The following is an 18,322-nucleotide window of genomic DNA, read 5'->3' on the forward strand; positions in this document are numbered from 1 at the left end:
CCCTGTGGACAACGGGGCCCACCTTTTCGCGAGGCGTACGAGACTGAGTGCGTGATCCGAAACGACGCACTCGACCGTCTTCCCGTCCGCCATGCCGTCCCCGAGCTACTCACCGCGCTCGACCGGCGCGGTACGGCCGTGTTGTCCGCGCCCCCCGGCACGGGCAAGACCACGCTGGTGCCGCTCGCGCTCGCGGGGCTCATAGGGGACGGACCGCGGCGGCGGGTCCTGGTGGCCGAGCCGCGGCGGATGGCGGTGCGGGCGGCGGCCCGGCGGATGGCGTGGCTGCTCGGCGAGGAGGTCGGCGGCACGGTCGGCTTCTCCGTGCGCGGCGAGCGGCGGGCCGGCCCCTCGACCAGGGTCGAGGTGGTGACCACGGGCATCCTGCTCCAGCGGCTGCAGCGCGACCCGGAGCTGGCGGGCGTGGACGTGGTCCTGCTCGACGAGTGCCATGAGCGGCACCTGGACGCCGATACGGCGATGGCCTTCCTCGTGGACGTACGGGCCACCCTGCGCCCGGAGCTGAAGCTGATCGCCGCGTCGGCGACGAGCGACGCGGCGGCATGGGCGGATCTCCTCACGGTCCTGGACGGGGGCGGGCCCGCGCCGGTGGTGTGGAGCAAGGGCGAGGGCCACGGGTGCCGGGTCCACTTCGCGGCGCCGCCTTCGGGGATCCGGCCGGCGCACGGCACCTGGGTGGATCCCGCGCTGCTGCGGCACGTCGCCGCGACGGTCCGGCTGGCGATGGAGCGGCACGAGGGGGACGTCCTCTGCTTCCTGCCGGGTACGGGGGAGATCGCGCGGACGGCCGGGCTGCTGGGCGGCGTCGACGCGGAGGTGCTCCAGCTCCACGGGCGGGCCCCCGCCGCGGTGCAGGACGCCGTGCTGCGCGGTACGGAGCCCGGTGGGCGGCGCAGAGTGGTCCTCGCGACCTCGGTGGCGGAGTCCAGCCTGACGGTGCCGGGGGTGCGGATCGTCGTGGACTCGGGGCTCGCCCGGGAGCCCCGTACGGACCACGCCCGGGGTCTTGGCTCGCTGGCGACGGTGGCGGTCTCCGAGGCGACGGCGACCCAGCGGCTCGGCCGGGCCGGCCGGGAGGCCTTCGGGTTCGTGTACCGCTGCTGGGCGGAGGCGGGCGACGGGGGCAGGCCCCGCTTCCCGTCCCCGGAGATCAAGGTCGCCGATCTGGCGGACTTCGCCCTGCGGGTCGCCTGCTGGGGCGACCCGACGGCGGAGGGGCTCGCGCTGCTCGACGCGCCGCCGGCCGGTGCGCTGGCGGCGGCCCGGTCGGTCCTCGCGTCGATCGGAGCCGTGGACGCGGCCGGCCGGGCCACGGAGCGGGGGGTACGGATGTCCCGGCTCGGGCTCCATCCCCGGCTCGGCCGCGCTCTCCTGGACGGCGCGCCGGAGGTCGGGGCGCGGCGGGCGGCGGAGGTGGTGGCGCTGCTCAGCGAGGAGCCGCCGCGCGAGTACGGCGACGATCTGGCGGCGGCCTGGCGTGCGGCACGCCGGGGCTCGGACGGGTACGGCGCCCGCTGGAAGACGGAGGCCCGCCGTTTGGAGAGGTCGGCCGTCGAGGCGGCGGTGCCGAGTGCCGGGGGTGGCTCGGCGGACGGTGAGGACGCCGTGGCCGGGCTCGTGACGGCGCTGGCCTTTCCCGAGCGGGTGGCCAGGGCCCGGGAGCAGGGGGGCTATCTGATGGTGTCGGGCAGCGGGGCCCGGCTCGCCGAGGGCTCCGCGCTGGGCACCACGCCGTGGCTCGCCGTGGCGGTGGCGGACCGTACGGCGCGGGACGCCACGGCCCGGGTGCGGCTGGCGGCCGTGGTGGACGAGGAGATGGCGCGGCGGGCGGCCGGGCATCTGCGGTCCACGGGTGAGGAGGTCCACTGGGAGGACGGGGACGTGGTCGCGCGCTCGGTGGACCGTCTCGGCGCGGTCGAGCTGACGGTCCGGCCGCTGGGGTCCGGGGCGGCGCCCGCGCTGGTGCGGGCGGCGCTGCTCGACGGTCTGCGGCGGGAGGGGCTCGGCCTTCTGCGGTGGAGCCGGGAGGCCGGGGAACTGCGCGAGCGGCTGGCCTTCCTGCACCGGGAGCTGGGGAGTCCATGGCCGGACATGGCGGACGAGGCGCTGGTCGACCGGGCCGGGGAGTGGCTGGAGCCGGAGCTGTCCCGGGCCGCGCGCCGCTCGGACCTGGGGCGGATCGACGCCGGTGAGGCCCTGCGGCGGTTGCTGCCGTGGGCGTCGGGCGAGGCGGGCCGGCTGGGAGAGCTGGCTCCCGAGCGGATCGAGGTGCCGAGCGGTTCCCGGATCCGGGTCGAGTACGGGGGTGAGCGGCCGGTCCTCGCGGTGAAGCTCCAGGAGATGTTCGGGCTTGCCGAGACGCCTCGGGTGGCGGGGGTCCCGGTGCTCGTCCATCTCCTCTCCCCCGCCGGGCGGCCGGCGGCCGTGACCGCCGACCTGGCGTCGTTCTGGCGGGACGGTTACCGGGCGGTGCGGGCGGAGCTGAGGGGGCGGTATCCGAAGCATCCGTGGCCGGAGGACCCGTCGGTGGCGGAGGCGACCCGGTACACGAGCGCGCGGCTCAGACGGGAGGGGTGACCGGGGTGGTGGCCGGTTCCGGTGCCGGGCGGCGGGAGCGGGCCTCCAGCCAGAGGGCGAGTCCGAGGAGGAGCAGTGCCAGGAGGGTGAGACTCCAGGGGAGGTAGGAGACGAGCATGAGGACCATGAGGCGGTTGGAGGAGACCATCTCGCCGACGCTCTCGATGTAGTCCTCGCGCATCTTCACGTGCCCCTCGAAGACGGTGAGGGTGTCCTGCCCCATCAGCGCCCTGGCGTTGCGGAGCTCCTCCTTGTGGATCTCCTCGCCGTTGACCGGGGCGCCGGTGACCGGCTCGATCCAGAACATCCGCTTGGTCGTGTACCAGCGGGTGAGGCCGGAGTCGGCGAGGAGCTTCGGGGTGATGCCCTCGACCGGCATGGTCTTGGGCATGGGGACCTTGGTCCAGGGGATGGTCTGCTCGAAGTAGTAGACCTCCGTGCCGCGGAAGGTGCGGGTGCCCTTGTAGTGGATGGGGGCCGAGGTGCGGGTCTGGGCGTCGAAGTACTGGTAGTCCCGCTTCTCGGTGAGGAAGGGCCACTTGAACTCGATGCCCTCGCGCCGGACGGGGTCGCCGTCGACCATCTCGCCGGTGGCGTGGACGGGGTCCTGGGTGTGGGCGTCGAAGATGTACCGCTCGGGGACCTTGGAGACCATCTTGCCGTCGGGGCCCGTGATGTAGGCGAGGGCGTCCCAGACGACGACGTCGCGCCCGGCGTCGCGTTCGATCCGCCGTGACTCCTCCACGTTGCCCTTGAGGGTCTGGATGATCGTGATCTTGTCGACCTTCTCGGCCTTGAGGGTGGAGTAGTTGAGGAGGGTCGCGGGCTTCGCCTCCAGGACGGTCTCCTGGTACTGGTTCGGCGGGATCTTCGCCAGCCGGGGGAAGGCGTACCAGCGCAGGGTGGGGGCCATCGCGGCGCAGAAGACGGCGAGGGCGAGGAGGACGAGGCTGGCTCGGCGGCGCACGGTCGCTCCCCTACCGCTTGGGGCCGGGATCGGCGGTCAGCAGGGGCTTGGGCGAGGTGGGGCCGTCGGGCGGCAGATCGACCACGGAGACGAGGAGGACGAAGAGGAGGACTGGGGCGAGTCCGATGGCGGCGGCGACGAGGGCGCGCATGGTCGGCCTCCCGGGATGCGATCTGATGGGTCGTCAGGGCTGGGGCACCGTAGCAACGCGACCGCGAGATGAGAACACGTCGCACCACACGACGCCACACCTCACCGTCGCTTCCGGGGAACGCGAAGCGCCGCTCCTCCGTCCGGTGGGACGGAGGAGCGGCGCGGAGGGACGCGGCGCGGAGGCGCGGTCGGGGTCAGGCCGAAGGAGAGCCCGAGGGGGAGGTCGACGCGGAGGGGGAGGCCTCGGGCGAGCCGGTGCCGGTGGGCGTCGGGTCCGGCGTCGGGTCCGGGGTGGGGGTCGCGGGCGCGGTGACCGTCAGCTTGACCGACGTGTCGCCGCCGCCGGGCGCGGTGAAGCGGATCACGTACTCCCCGGCCTTGTCGCCCGCGAAGAGCTGCGGGAGCAGGATCGTCCCGTCCGCCCCGGTCTTGATGGCGAGCGTACGGACGCCGTCCTTGAAGGACGGGCCGTCGGCGCTCTCCTCGGTGGCCGTCGAGGAGGCGACGATCATGACGGTGACGAGCACACCGGGAGCCAGGGCGCCCTTGTCGGTGGCCTTGACCTGCACCGGCTGGGTGAAGGCGGTGCCGGTGGTGGCCGACAGGGGGTCACCGGCGACACGGGTGAGGGTGTCCGCCACGCGGGCGGTGACCGTCGCGCCGAACTCGGTCGCGGCCACGGTGCTGTTGCCCACGACGGTGGCCCTGACCTTGAACGACCCGGTCTTCTCGCCCGCCCGCAGCGTGGGGGACTTGGCCATACCGGCGGAACCGACGGTGACGGTGACGGTCGTCGCGCCGCCGGCGAAGTGGGCGTCGGTCGCGCCGGTGATCTCGAAGCGGATGGTCGACCCGATGACCGGCGCGCCCGTGGAGTCGAGCGCGGCGACCGTCGGAGCGTGGGCGAAGGCGCTCTCGGTGGTCGCCGTCAGCTCGCCGGTCGAGACGGGCGCGAGCCGCACGACCTTCACGGCGGGCGGCACGGTGGGCGGCTTCGTCGGCGGAGTGACCGGCGGCTTCGGCGGGTTGGTGGGCGTCGGCTTCGGCGGCGGCGGGGTGGCCGGCGGCTCGGACGGATCCGCCGGGGTGGGCGTGATCGGCACGGTGGGCTGCGGAGCGGGCGCCGTCGGGAGGGGCGGGAGCGGCGAGACCGGACGGTTGCCCTGCCCCAGGCCGTCACTCCGGTCGACCGGCAGCACGCCCGTGCCGTCCGGGACCTGGTGGGTGCCGCGCTGGTAGTACTCGAACCAGGAGAGGACCGTGTTCAGGTACTCCCTGGAGCGGTTGTAGCTGAGGACCGCGCGGTCGAGGTCGGCCTTGAGCGCGAGGTTGCGGTCGTCGGCGCAGAGGTAGAGACCGGCGGCCTGCGCGGCGTCGTAGATGTTGTTCGGGTCCTTCTTCCCGTCGCTGTTGGCGTCCTGGCCCCAGGTGGCCCAGGTGGACGGGATGAACTGCATCGGACCGACGGCACGGTCATGGGTCCTGTCGCCGTCGTAGGCGCCCTGGTCGGTGTCGGTGATCTTGGCGAATCCGACGCCGTTGAGGGCGGGGCCGAGGATCGGGGTGAAGGTCGTGCCGTTGGCGTCGACCTGGCCGCCGCGCGCCTGCCCGGACTCGACCTTGCCGATACCGGCGAGCAGCTGCCAGGGCAGGTTGCAGCCGGGGTTGGTCGAACGTATCGACTGCTCGGCGCGCTGGTAGGCGGAGAACACGGTCGCGGGTATGCCGGCTTCGGCGGGGCCGGTGATCACCGGGAGGTTGGTGGGCGCCCCGGGCTTGTTCGGCGTGTTCAGCGGCGGGAGTGCGGTGTAGTACGGCGAATCACCCGTGGCGGAGCCGTCGCCGGACGGCGACGCCGTGTCCCCGGCGCCGATGGCGCGGTCACCGCCGGCGTTGTCCGCGGACGGCGGCGCCGTCTCCGGTGCCTGGGAGGCGGCGAGCGCGGCGACCGCCGCCGCCACCACCGCCCCGCTGGTGGCTCCCTTGCGCAGCCTGCGGCCCAAGTGCGCTGACATGTCGGTGGTCCCTTCCCCCTCGACTGCGGCCCCACGCTCCCCGCGTCCGACCTCCGGCGACCCTATGTCAACTGCGGCGTGCCCGGCACCGGCGCCTGACCCTGTTTCACGCTTTCGTCACCTCTCGGCCGCCTGGCGTCCCGGCGGGGACGGGAACCGGACGGGGTGGCTGGCCCCTCTTGCACAGCGGCCGATGTCACACTGCGGCCGTCACCACCGGAACCTGGGGGAACTCCCGTTGCCGTTCACGCTCAGCCATGCCGCTGCCGTGCTGCCCGGATTGCGCCGGAACGGGACCGCGCGCGGCCCGTTGGTCGCGTCCGCTCTCGTCGCGGGCTCCTTCGCGCCCGACATGACCTATTTCGCCGCCACGGCGGTCCCCGGGGCGATGACCCTCGGGGACGTCACGCACTCCCCCGTCGGGATCGTCACCGCCGACGTCCTGATCACCGCCGCGCTCGTGGCCATGTGGCTGACCGTACGTGAGCCGCTCGTGGCGCTGCTGCCCGCCCAGTGGCGCGGACGGGTGTACGGGCTCGTGCGGGGCCGTCCCTGGCGCGAGCGGCATCCGGTCGTGCTCGCCGGGTGGTTCGCTCTCTCCGCGATCCTCGGCGCGACGACCCATGTGGTGTGGGACTCCTTCACCCACCTCGACCGCTGGGGCACCCGGATGTTCCCGTTCCTCGGTGACGTCGTGGCCGGTTTCCCGGTCTACACCTACACCCAGTACGGGAGTTCGGCGCTGGCCCTGGGGTTCCTCGGCTGGTTCGTCGCGCGGGCGCTACGCTCCGCCGACCCGGGCGTGGAGCTGCCGGCCCGGGTGCCGGTGCCGGGGCGGCGCGGTCGGCTGCTCGCGGCCGGGGTCATCGGCGGCTGTGTCCTCGCCGGGATCGCCCACCGGGTGCTGCGCTGGGCCGCGTACTGGGGCTGGGGGCGGATCGAGACGCCCCTGGACGTCATTCCGACGGCCTGCTTCGGGGCCGGGGCGGGGCTCGCCGTCGGGCTGGTGCTGTACGGGGTGGGGGCGCGGCTGCGTGGGGCGCCGGCGGGTGCGGGGTCGGTGGAGGTCCCGGCCGCCCCGCTGCCGGAGCCGGACGCGGAGGGCCGGGCAACGACCCGCACCGGTGGTGCGGGCCCAGGCCCTGGAGCCTAGGCCCGGCAAGGGGCGCCGTCCCGTTGTGCCCACCCTCCCCCAGACTCCGTCCGGGGGGACCCCCACGTTCCAGCGGGACGTTGCCCACACGGGGGGAGCCGTCAGTGCGCGGCGGAGTCCCAGTCGTGGCCTACGCCTACCGAGACGTCCAGGGGGGCGCGGAGGTCGGCGGCGGCGGACATCTGCTCGCGGACCAGGGCCTCGACCTGCTCGCGCTCGCCCGGGGCGAGTTCGAGCACGATTTCGTCGTGGACCTGGAGGAGCATCCGGGAGGCGAGGCCCGCCTCGGTCAGGGCCCGGTCGACGCCCAGCATGGCGACCTTCACGATGTCCGCGGCCGTGCCTTGGATGGGCGCGTTGAGCGCCATCCGCTCGGCGGACTCGCGGCGCTGCCGGTTGTCGCTGTTGAGGTCGGGCAGGTAGCGGCGGCGGCCCAGCATCGTCTCGGTGTACCCGGTGGCGCGGGCCTCGTCGACGACCCGGTGCAGGTAGTCCCGTACCCCGCCGAAGCGCTCGAAGTAGGTGTCCATCAGGCCGCGGGCCTCGCCCGGGTCGATGTTCAGCTGCTGCGAGAGGCCGAAGGCGGACAGACCGTAGGCCAGGCCGTACGACATGGCCTTGATCTTGCGGCGCATCTCGGCGTCGACGGCGGACCGCTCGACGCCGAAGACCTGGGAGGCGACGGTGGTGTGCAGGTCCTCGCCGGAGGTGAAGGCCTCGATGAGGCCCTCGTCCTCGGAGAGGTGGGCCATCACGCGCAGCTCGATCTGGCTGTAGTCGGCGGTCATGAGGGCTTCGAAGCCCTCGCCGACGACGAAGCCGTGCCGGATGGCCCGGCCCTCGTCCGTCCGCACCGGCACGTTCTGCAGGTTCGGGTCGGTGGAGGAGAGGCGCCCGGTGGCGGCGACGGTCTGGCTGAACGTGGTGTGGATCCGGCCGTCGGCGGCGATCGTCTTGATCAGACCCTCGACCGTGGAGCGCAGGCGCGCCTGCTCGCGGTGGCGGAGCATGATCACCGGGAGTTCGTGCTCGGTCTGGGCGGCCAGCCAGGCCAGCGCGTCCGCGTCCGTCGTGTAGCCGGTCTTCGTCTTCTTCGTCTTCGGCAGGTTCAGCTCGCCGAAGAAGACCTCCTGGAGCTGCTTGGGCGAGCCGAGGTTGAACTCGTGGCCCACGGAGGCGTGCGCCTCCTTCACCGCCTGCTGCACGGCGCCGGCGAACTGCTGCTCCATGGCCTCCAGATGGTCCCGGTCGGCGGCGATGCCGTGCCGCTCCAGGCGCGCGAGGAGGGCGGAGGTGGGCAGTTCCACCTCGTGGAGGAGCTCGCGGGCGCCGACCTCGCCGAGCCGCTCGTCGAACGCGCCGGCGAGGTCGAGGACGGCCCGCGCCTGCGTCATGAGGGCCTCGGCCTCCGCGGTGTCGTCGGCGCCGAAGGCGAGCTGCCCGTCGGTGGCGGCCGCGGGGGCGAGCTCACGGTGGAGGTACTCGACGGAGAGCGCGTCGAGGGCGAAGGAGCGCCGGCCGGGCTTGACGAGGTAGGCGGCGAGGGCGGTGTCCATGGTGACGCCCGCGATGCTCCAGCCGTGCTCCGGGAAGACCCGCAGGGCACCCTTGGCGTTGTGCATGACCTTCGGGCGGGCGGGGTCGGAGATCCACGCGGACCAGGCCCGCTCGTCGGCCTCGTCGAGAGAGCTGGGCTCGAACCAGGCGGCGGCACCTCCGGCGGCGGCGAGGGCGATCTCGCTCACGTTCCCCGTGCCGAGGGCCCAGCTGTCGACGGTGGCGATACCGAGGGGCTCGGTGCCGTGCTCGGCGAGCCAGGGGGCGAGCTCGCCGGAGCCGATGACGGTGCCGTCGAGCTCGACACCCGCGGCGGGGGCCGGGGCGGCCTCCTCCGAGGCGCCCGGGTCGACGGCGAGGAGCCGCTCGCGCAGCGAGGGGTTGCGGATCTCCAGGGTGTCGAGGACGAGCGCGACGGCCCCGCGGTCGTAGGGCTCGCGGGCGAGGTCCGCGACGGTCCTCGGCAGCTCGACGTCCCGGACCATCTCGGTCAGCCGGCGGTTGAGCCTGACCGACTCCAGGTGGTCGCGGAAGTTCTGCCCGGCCTTGCCCTTGACCTCCTCGGCGCGCTCGACGAGCTCGGCGAAGGAGCCGAACTGGTTGATCCACTTCGCGGCGGTCTTCTCGCCGACGCCGGGGATACCGGGCAGGTTGTCGGACGGGTCGCCGCGCAGGGCGGCGAAGTCGGGGTACTGCGAGGGGGTGAGGCCGTACTTCTCCTGGACCTTCTCCGGGGTGAAGCGGGTCAGCTCCGAGACGCCCTTGGTGGGGTAGAGCACAGTGGTGCGGTCGCTGACCAGCTGGAACGAGTCCCGGTCGCCGGTGACGATCAGCACGTCGAAGCCCTCGGCCTCGGCCTGGGTGACGAGGGTCGCGATGACGTCGTCCGCCTCGAAGCCGTCGATGGCGAACCGCGGCGCGTTCATCGCGTCGAGGAGCTCGCCGATCAGCTCGACCTGGCCCTTGAACTCGTCGGGGGTCTTCGAGCGGTTCGCCTTGTACTCCGGGAACTCCTCGGACCGCCACGTCTTGCGGGACACGTCGAAGGCGACCGCGAAGTGCGTGGGGGCCTCGTCGCGGAGCGTGTTCGCCAGCATCGAGGCGAACCCGTAGATCGCGTTCGTCGGCTGCCCGGTCGCGGTGGTGAAGTTCTCCGCGGGCAGCGCGAAGAACGCCCGGTACGCGAGCGAGTGCCCGTCCATGAGGAGCAGGCGGGGGCGGGTGTCTGCGGGGTTCTTCGATGCTGTCTCGGCCACATGACGATCCTGCCACGGACCACTGACAATCCCGTCCACACGGCGGAGGCGCCCTGCTGTCGGTGCCGCGTGACAGGATCGGAGACGTACGCCACAGGATTACCGCTCAAGGGAGAGCGCGATGGTCAGCAAGCCGCCGGTCGGTGACCCGGTCCAGGACGCACCGCAGGTCACGCCGCCGCAGCACTCCGCCGCGGGCCTGCCCGCCATCGGGCACACGCTGCGGATGGCCCAGGAGCAGATGGGGTCGGTGCGGACCGCGCGGACCCTGCTGAAGGTCAACCAGAAGGACGGCTTCGACTGTCCCGGCTGCGCCTGGCCCGAGGCCGACAAGCGGCACGTGGCGGAGTTCTGCGAGAACGGGGCGAAGGCCGTCGCCGAGGAGGCGACGCTGCGCCGGGTGACCCCGGAGTTCTTCGCCGCGCACCCGCTGGCGGACCTGGCGACCCGCAGCGGGTACTGGCTGGGGCAGCAGGGCCGGATCACGCAGCCGATGCTCCTCGCGGAGGGCGGCGAGCGGTACGAGCCGGTGACCTGGGAGCGGGCCTTCGCGATCATCGCCGAGGAGCTCCGGGCGCTCGGCTCCCCGGACGAGGCACTCTTCTACACCTCGGGCCGGACGAGCAACGAGGCGGCGTTCCTGCTCCAGCTCTTCGCCCGCGAGTTCGGCACGAACAACCTGCCGGACTGCTCCAACATGTGCCACGAGTCCTCGGGCTCGGCCCTCAACGAGACCATCGGCATCGGCAAGGGCAGCGTCTCCCTGGAGGACCTGCACCGGGCGGACCTGATCATCGTGGCCGGGCAGAACCCGGGCACGAACCATCCGCGGATGCTCTCGGCCCTGGAGAAGGCGAAGGAGGCGGGCGCCCGGATCATCTCGGTGAACCCGCTGCCGGAGGCGGGCCTGGAGCGGTTCAAGAACCCGCAGACGCCGCAGGGCATGGTCAAGGGCACCGCACTGACCGACCTCTTCCTCCAGATCCGGATCGGCGGCGACCAGGCCCTGTTCCGCCTCCTCAACAAACTGGTCCTGGAGACGGCCGGCGCGGTCGACGAGGAGTTCGTACGGCAGCACACCCATGGGTACGAGGAGTTCGTCGAGGCGGCCAAGGCGGCCGACTGGGACGAGACGCTCGCCGCGACCGGACTCGACCGGGCCGAGATCGAGCGGGCCCTGGCGATGGTGCTCGCCTCGGAGCGGACCGTCGTCTGCTGGGCGATGGGCCTCACCCAGCACAAGCACTCCGTGCCCACCATCCGCGAGGTGGTCAACTTCCTCCTCCTCCGGGGCAACATCGGCCGGCCGGGCGCCGGGGTGTGCCCGGTCCGCGGCCATTCGAACGTGCAGGGCGACCGCACCATGGGCATCTTCGAGCGGCCCGCGCCCGCGTTCCTCGACGCCCTGGACAAGGAGTTCGGGATCGTCTCGCCGCGCCACCACGGCTTCGACGTGGTCCGCTCCATCCAGGCGCTGCGCGACGGCGAGGCGAAGGTGTTCTTCGCGATGGGCGGCAACTTCGTGGCGGCGACCCCCGACACGGAGGTGACGGAGGCGGCGATGCGCAACGCCCGCCTGACCGTCCACGTCTCGACGAAGCTGAACCGCTCGCACGCCGTCACGGGCACGCGCGCGCTGATCCTGCCGACCCTCGGCCGTACCGACAAGGACGTGCAGAGAAGCGGCAAGCAGGTCGTGACCGTCGAGGACTCGATGAGCCTGGTGCACGCCTCGCGCGGCAACCTGTCGCCCGCGAGCCCGCACCTGCTGTCCGAACCGGCGATCGTGGCGCGCATGGCCCGCGCCGTGCTCGGCGCCGGATCGGCCACGCCCTGGGAGGAGTTCGAGGCGGACTACGCCACGATCCGGGACCGCATCGCGCGCGTGGTCCCCGGTTTCCACGACTTCAACGCGCGTCTGGCGGCGAACCCCGGCGGCTTCGCGCTGCCGCACGGCCCGCGGGACGAGCGCCGCTTCCCCACGAAGACCGGAAAGGCGAACTTCACGGCGGCGCCCGTCGAGTACCCGAGGGTGCCGGAGGGACGGCTGCTGCTGCAGACGCTGCGCTCGCACGACCAGTACAACACCACGATCTACGGCCTCGACGACCGCTACCGGGGCATCAAGGGCGGCCGCCGGGTCGTCCTCGTCCACCCCGAGGACGCGGCGGAGCTCGGCTTCGCCGACGGGGCGTACACGGATCTGGTGAGCGAGTGGACCGACGGCAGCGAGCGGCGGGCGCCCGGCTTCCGGGTCGTGCACTACCCGACGCCCCGGGGGTGCGCGGCGGCCTACTACCCCGAGACGAACGTCCTCGTACCGCTGGAGTCGACGGCGGACATCAGCAACACCCCCGCGAGCAAGTCCGTCATCGTCCGTCTGGAACAATCGCACTCCGCCTAAGCGTTTGCTCAGGCAGAGTCGGATGATCATGCGTCGCGTGATCACGCGATCAGCAGCCGTACGAAGACGAACGGAGCCGGGCCATGGGTGAACAGCAGCACGTGAAGTTCCCGCAGGAGGTCATCGAGGAGTACGCGGCGCTCGGCGTCGACCTCCCGGCGCTGTTCTCGGCCGGACACCTCGGGAACCGGATGGGCGTCCAGATCCTGGAGGCGTCGGCCGAGCGGGTCGTCGGCACGATGCCGGTGGAGGGCAACACGCAGCCGTACGGCCTCCTGCACGGCGGGGCCTCGGCGGTGCTCGCCGAGACGCTGGGCTCCATCGGCTCGATGCTGCACGGCGGCGTCTCGAAGATCGCGGTCGGCGTCGACCTGAACTGCACCCACCACCGCGGGGCGCGCAGCGGCCTGGTCACCGGCGTGGCGACGCCGGTGCACCGCGGCCGGTCCACCGCCACGTACGAGATCGTGATCACCGACGAGCAGGACAAGCGGGTCTGCACGGCGCGGCTCACCTGCATGCTGCGCGAGATCACCGCCAAGGACGCGGGCGACCTGCCGGAGGCGGGCCGGACCGAGAACGCCTGAGGCGGAAACGCCGACCGACACGAACGGCGCGGCGCGGGACGGGGCGACCCTCCCGTGCCGCGCCGCTCTCATACCCTCAACTCCCTTACCCTCACTCCCTCTTGCCCCACACGGCTACAGCCGCTTCACTGGCGAACCTCCCCCACAGGAGAACATCCGCTCACACACCGAGGGGTTCTTCGTGACCGTCGTCCGCACCACTTACGCGATGACCGCCGTCACCGCCGCCGCCTGCGCCGCCGTCCTCGCCACCGCGATCCCGGCCTCGGCGATCAACTCGTACAACGCGGCCCCCGCCCCCGAGCGCACCGAGGTCGGCGCGCTCGTCGCGACCTGGGACGCCGACGGGGATCCCGCGACTCCCGACCGGGTCGACTGGGTCTGCTCCGGCACCATGATCGACGCGAACACCTTCCTGACGGCCGCCCACTGCACCACGGACTGGCCGGCGAACGTCCGCTTCCACGTCTCGCTCGACCAGGACGTCCAGGCCGGCCTCGACCGGGCGGCCGCCGAGCACCCGGGCGACCCGGCGGCCCAAGCCCGGAGCGTCGCCGTCGAGGGCACCGCCCGCAACCACCCGTCCTACCCCGGCCCGGCCTCCGACACCCACGACATCTCGGTGATCGAAGTGCCCGCGTCCGCCATGAAGGCCCGGTGGTCCTTCACCCCGGCGGTCCTCCCCGAGGCGGGCGCCCTCGACGCGCTCGGCCCGCAGGGCCTGAACGACGCCTCCTTCACGGTCGCCGGTTACGGCACCGAGGAGGCGAAGCGCGGCCCCGGCGGGCACACCCACCCGGGCGGCGGGATCCGCATGAAGGCGCCGGTCGCCTTCAACGCGCTCAACGACGCCTGGATCCGGCTCGCCATGACCGCGCCCCAGGGAAACGGCGGAGCCTGTTACGGCGATTCCGGCGGCCCCAACTTCGCCACCCTCAACGGCACGCGCACTCTCGTGTCCACCACGATCACCGGCGATACGCCGTGCTACGCCACCAATGTGACCTATCGGCTGGACAGTCCCGGTGCGCGTGCGTTCCTGTCGCCGTACGTCCAGCTCCCTTGACCTCATCCGTCACCCTGAGTGACGGGCGCACAGAGCGGAACGGACCGGGGCGGAGGAGCTCTTTCGTCCGCTGAGGTTTCTGCCACTGTCCGATATCCGGAGAGTCGGCCGAGCGCTCAGACAGGAGCAAGATTCACTCAAGCCCCTTAGCGGAACTGCACGTTCTCACGATGTGAACACTGCATTACAGACCGCTATGCCCCGGTTTACCCACCCGTCACGCACACCATTTCCCCGTCGGCATAACAAGACAGTCACATCCTGACCTCGGCGCTCCCCGACCCTCCCCACCTGCGCCTAGAGTCACCGCCAGTTACCGCGCCGCCGGGCGCGTTCTACTGCACGGCCCTGTACCAACCCCAGTACGGCCCGGCGTTCCAAAACGGCACCCCTCGCTCCGCAGCTTCACGGCACCGCCTCGATCCGAGGGGGCCGCGCCAGGGAAAGGACCCTTCGTGCGAAACCGTTCGTTGCTCATACTCACCACCGCGGTCACCGCGGGAGCGCTCACCCTCACCGCGTGTGGTTCGCGCGACGACAAGGGCGGCGCCGCCGAGAACGGCGACGGCGGCAACGTCACCGTGACCATCGGTCTGGACGCCCCCCTCACGGGCGAGCTCTCCGCCCTCGGTCTCGGCATCAAGAACTCGGCCGACCTCGCGGTCAAGACGGCCAACAAGAAGGCCTACGTCAAGGGCGTGACCTTCAAACTGGAGTCCCTGGACGACCAGGCCCAGCCCTCCGCCGGCCAGCAGAACGCGACCAAGTTCGTCGCCGACAAGACCGTCCTCGGCGTCGTCGGCCCGCTGAACTCCGGCGTCGCCGAGGCCATGCAGAAGGTCTTCGACGACGCGAAGCTGGCGCAGGTCTCCCCGGCCAACACCAACCCGGCCCTGAGCCAGGGCGTCAAGTGGGCCTCCGGCGACAAGAAGCGCGGCTACAAGTCGTACTTCCGTACCGCCACCACGGACGCCATCCAGGGGCCGTTCGCCGCCCAGTACGTCTTCAACGAGGCCAAGAAGACCAAGGCCTTCATCATCGACGACAAGAAGACCTACGGCGCCGGCCTCGCGGGCACCTTCAAGGGCGAGTTCGAGAAGCTCGGCGGCAAGGTCCTCGGCACCGAGCACATCAACCCGGACACCAAGGACTTCTCCGCGGTCGCCACCAAGGTGAAGACCTCCGGCGCCGACGTCGTCTACTACGGTGGCGAGTACCCGGCCGCCGGCCCGCTGGCCAAGCAGATCAAGGAAGCCGGCGCCAAGGTCGTCGTCGTCGGCGGCGACGCGCTCTTCAGCCCGGAGTACGTGAAGCTCGCGGGCGCCACGGCGGCCGAGGGTGACTTCGCCACCTCCGTCGGCGCGCCGATCGAGTCCCTCGCCTCGGCCAAGGACTTCCTGGCCGACTACAAGACCGGTGGCTACAAGGAGGCCTACGAGGCCTACGGCGGCTACTCGTACGACTCGACCTGGGCCATCATCGAGGCCGTCAAGAAGGTCGTCGACGGCAACGGCGGCAAGCTCCCGGACGACGCCCGCGCCAAGGTCGTCGAGGCCGTCCAGGGTGTCTCCTTCGAGGGCGTGAGCGGCAAGGTCTCCTTCGACGAGTTCGGTGACACCACCAACAAGCAGCTCACCGTCTACAAGGTCGAGGGCGGCGCCTTCAAGCCGGTCAAGTCCGGCACCTTCGGCGGCTGATCAACCCCACCACTCAGCACCACCTTCACCGCGCGGGGGGCCGCACCTGGCTCCCCGCGCGGTGTCACATCCGTCGAAAGTCTCGGAGGACAATGCGGTGAACGAACTGCCGCAGCAGCTGGTCAACGGCCTGCTACTGGGATCCATGTACGGGCTCGTCGCCGTCGGCTACACGATGGTCTACGGCATCGTCCAGCTCATCAACTTCGCCCATGGCGAGATCTTCATGACCGGCGGCTTCGGGGCCCTCACGGTCTGGCTCATCCTGCCCGGCGGCACCAGCATGTGGGTGGCACTGCCCATCATGATCATCGGTGCCGTGGTCGTCGCGACGACCATAGCCATCGGAGCGGAACGGTTCGCCTACCGTCCGCTCCGCGGTGGCCCCCGCCTCGCCCCGCTCATCACGGCCATCGGTCTCTCGCTCGCCCTGCAGTACGCCGTATGGGTCTGGTACCCGGAGGCCAAGTCCGCCCGGACCTTCCCGCAGATCCCCGGCGGCGCCATCGAGATCGGCCCGGTCACCATCCAGACCGGCGACGTCTTCCTCCTGATCGCCGCCCCGATCTGCATGGCCTTCCTCGCCTTCTTCGTCATGCGCACCCGTGTCGGTCGCGGCATGCAGGCCACGGCGCAGGACCCGGACACCGCCAAGCTCATGGGCGTCAACACCGACCGCATCATCGTGATCGCGTTCGCCCTCGGTGCCGCGATGGCCGCCATCGGCGCCGTCGCCTTCGGCCTCAAGTACGGCGTGGTCGACTACAAGATGGGCTTCCTCCTCGGCCTCAAGGCCTTCACGGCCGCTGTCCTCGGCGGAATCGGCAACATCTACGGGGCCATGATCGGCGGAGTCGTCCTCGGTGTCGCCGAGACCATGGCGACGGCGTACATCAGCCACATCCCCGGTATGGAGCAGCTCGGCGGCCAGTCCTGGGCCGACGTCTGGGCCTTCGTACTCCTCATCGTCGTACTCCTCGCCCGGCCACAAGGCCTCCTCGGCGAGCGCGTCGCGGACAGGGCGTGAGCACCATGACCACCATCTCCGAGAACCCCAAGGCAGGCGCGGCCCCCGAGCCCGCCGCCGAGGCCACCGGCCTCATCGGCTTCATCCCGGCCACGGCCGCCCGCGCCCTCGTCCTGGGCGGCGGCGTCCTCACCGTCGCCAGCTGCTTCCTCGCCTGGACCTGGACCCCCCGCTTCCCCGGCGACCTCACGTACTACGGCTCCCCGGCCGGCCTCCAGATGCAGGTCCTGGTCACCGGCCTCCTCACCGCCCTCTTCGCCCTCTCCTCGTACGGCGTCAAGGGCACCCGCTGGCTGACCCCGGCCGGCGGCGACGCGGCCCTCAAACTCGCCACCCTCGCCAACTTCGCCATCGCCTGGTTCACCATCGGCGCCATCAGCATCCAGCTCGGCGGCCCGGTCAACCTGGAGCCCGGCGGCGCCGTCGTCGCACTCGCCAGCCTCCTCGCCCTGCTCGGCGCCCTCGCCCTCCCCTACGAGCGGCCGAAGGTGCTGCCCGTGGACCCCGAGGACACCTCCTGGGACCAGTTCAAGCACCGCGCCGGCAACGGCTGGACCTCCTTCAAGGCCGCCTTCGCCTCCACCGGCACCGCGCGCAGGCTCCCGACGATGCACTCCTCCGTCGAGATCCTGATCATCGCGGGCGTCCTCGCCATCGCCCTCGGCGTCTTCACCTACGGTGTCGGCACCGAGTACGACGAACTGTTCCTCGGCTTCCTGATCACGGCCGGCATCGGCTTCGCCGCCGTCAGCAAGTCGGGCCTCGTGACGCAGGCCACGCAGCTCACCGGCAAGCACCAGAACCTGTCCATCGCGGGCGCGTTCACCGCCGCGGCGCTCTTCCCCTTCACCCAGACCGACGACCAGTACGCGACGCTCGGCGTCTACATCCTGATCTTCGCCACGGTCGCCCTGGGCCTGAACATCGTCGTCGGCCTCGCCGGTCTGCTCGACCTCGGATACGTCGCCTTCCTCGGCGTCGGCGCCTACGCGGCCGCCCTCGTCTCGGGCGCCCCGTCCTCCCCGTTCGGCGTCCACTTCCCCTTCTGGGCCGCCATCCTGGTCGGCGCGGGAGCCTCGCTGGTCTTCGGTGTCCTCATCGGCGCCCCGACCCTGCGACTGCGCGGCGACTACCTCGCCATCGTGACGCTCGGCTTCGGCGAGATCTTCCGTATCTCGGTGATGAACACCGACGGCACCTCCGGTCCCGACATCACCAACGGCTCCAACGGCATCTCGTCCATCCCGAACCTCAACATGTTCGGGTTCGACTTCGGCGCCGCGCACTCGATCGCCGGCTTCACCATCGGACGCTTCGCCAACTACTTCTTCCTGATGCTGCTGATCATGGCGGTCGTCGTGCTGGTCTTCCGACGCAGCGGCGACTCCCGCATCGGCCGCGCCTGGGTCGCCATCCGCGAGGACGAGACCGCCGCGCTCGCCATGGGCATCAACGGCTTCCGCGTCAAGCTCATCGCCTTCGCCCTCGGCGCCGCGCTCGCCGGCCTCGCCGGCACCGTGCAGGCCCACGTCACCTACACCGTGACCCCCGAGCAGTACCTCTTCGCCGGCCCCATCCCGCCCAACTCCGCCTTCCTGCTCGCGGCCGTCGTCCTCGGCGGCATGGGCACCATGAGCGGCCCCCTGGTCGGCGCGTCCCTCCTCTTCCTCATCCCGAACAAGCTCCAGTTCATGGGCGAGTACCAGCTCTTCGCCTTCGGCGTCGCGCTGATCCTGCTCATGCGCTTCCGCCCGGAGGGCATGATCGCCAACCGGCGCAACCAGCTGGAGTTCCACGAGAAGGACGAGACGCCCGCCACGCTCGCCAAGGCAGGTGCCTGAA

Annotated in this window: 12 protein-coding genes; 8 read left to right on the forward strand and 4 right to left on the reverse strand. The window is 71.7% G+C overall.

Annotated features, from left to right (window positions below):
• The first annotated feature begins 51 nt into the window (after positions 1-51).
• Positions 52-2,598, forward strand: a complete 2,547-nt coding sequence (hrpB, locus tag ABT034_RS09420; RefSeq protein ID WP_351213020.1) for an ATP-dependent helicase HrpB — start codon at positions 52-54, stop codon at positions 2,596-2,598.
• Here hrpB and pgfA read toward each other — a convergent pair.
• The 3 genes from pgfA to ABT034_RS09435 form a co-directional block, all read right to left on the reverse strand.
• Positions 2,582-3,565 carry a cell envelope lipid trafficking protein PgfA gene (gene pgfA, locus ABT034_RS09425; protein WP_351213022.1) on the reverse strand — a complete coding sequence of 328 codons (984 nt, stop codon included), beginning with the start codon at positions 3,563-3,565 and terminating at the stop codon, positions 2,582-2,584. The genes hrpB and pgfA overlap by 17 nt on opposite strands.
• Before the next feature lie 10 nt (positions 3,566-3,575).
• Complete coding sequence (locus tag ABT034_RS09430) at positions 3,576-3,716, reverse strand: SPW_0924 family protein (protein WP_351213024.1); 141 nt, start codon at positions 3,714-3,716, stop codon at positions 3,576-3,578.
• 196 nt (positions 3,717-3,912) lie between these two features.
• On the reverse strand, positions 3,913-5,733 hold the full coding sequence (locus tag ABT034_RS09435) for a lytic transglycosylase domain-containing protein (RefSeq protein ID WP_351213026.1): 1,821 nt from the start codon (positions 5,731-5,733) through the stop codon (positions 3,913-3,915).
• A gap of 238 nt (positions 5,734-5,971) precedes the next feature.
• Here ABT034_RS09435 and ABT034_RS09440 point away from each other — a divergent pair, with 238 nt between their 5' ends.
• Positions 5,972-6,886: a DUF4184 family protein gene (locus ABT034_RS09440; RefSeq protein WP_351213028.1), complete on the forward strand. Its 915-nt coding sequence runs from the start codon at positions 5,972-5,974 to the stop codon at positions 6,884-6,886.
• 101 nt (positions 6,887-6,987) lie between these two features.
• On the opposite strand, the gene polA is transcribed toward ABT034_RS09440, so the two are convergent.
• Positions 6,988-9,699 carry a DNA polymerase I gene (polA, locus tag ABT034_RS09445; RefSeq protein ID WP_351213030.1) on the reverse strand — a complete coding sequence of 904 codons (2,712 nt, stop codon included), beginning with the start codon at positions 9,697-9,699 and terminating at the stop codon, positions 6,988-6,990.
• Positions 9,700-9,820: 121 nt separating this feature from the next.
• On the opposite strand from polA, the gene ABT034_RS09450 reads away from it, so the two are divergent.
• The 6 genes from ABT034_RS09450 (at position 9,821) to ABT034_RS09475 (ending at position 18,321) form a co-directional block, all read left to right on the forward strand.
• Positions 9,821-12,103 (forward strand): FdhF/YdeP family oxidoreductase, encoded by a 2,283-nt coding sequence (locus ABT034_RS09450; RefSeq protein ID WP_351213032.1) that lies wholly within the window; start codon positions 9,821-9,823, stop codon positions 12,101-12,103.
• Positions 12,104-12,186: 83 nt separating this feature from the next.
• A complete protein-coding gene (locus ABT034_RS09455; RefSeq protein ID WP_351213035.1) occupies positions 12,187-12,690 on the forward strand; it encodes a PaaI family thioesterase in 504 nt (167 codons plus the stop codon).
• Positions 12,691-12,871: 181 nt separating this feature from the next.
• A complete protein-coding gene (locus ABT034_RS09460; RefSeq protein ID WP_351213037.1) occupies positions 12,872-13,756 on the forward strand; it encodes a trypsin-like serine protease in 885 nt (294 codons plus the stop codon).
• Positions 13,757-14,211: 455 nt separating this feature from the next.
• Complete coding sequence (locus ABT034_RS09465) at positions 14,212-15,453, forward strand: branched-chain amino acid ABC transporter substrate-binding protein (RefSeq protein ID WP_351213039.1); 1,242 nt, start codon at positions 14,212-14,214, stop codon at positions 15,451-15,453.
• A 97-nt stretch (positions 15,454-15,550) separates the two neighbouring features.
• Entirely contained in the window at positions 15,551-16,480 is a 930-nt protein-coding gene (locus ABT034_RS09470; RefSeq protein ID WP_351213041.1) for a branched-chain amino acid ABC transporter permease, read from the forward strand.
• On the forward strand, positions 16,477-18,321 hold the full coding sequence (locus tag ABT034_RS09475; protein WP_502972853.1) for a branched-chain amino acid ABC transporter permease: 1,845 nt from the start codon (positions 16,477-16,479) through the stop codon (positions 18,319-18,321). The genes ABT034_RS09470 and ABT034_RS09475 overlap by 4 nt, the downstream gene beginning before the upstream one ends.
• The last annotated feature ends 1 nt before the right edge of the window (position 18,322 follow it).

Origin of the sequence: Streptomyces sp. NPDC002773, from assembly GCF_040295605.1 — a bacterium.
Classification (GTDB): domain Bacteria; phylum Actinomycetota; class Actinomycetes; order Streptomycetales; family Streptomycetaceae; genus Streptomyces.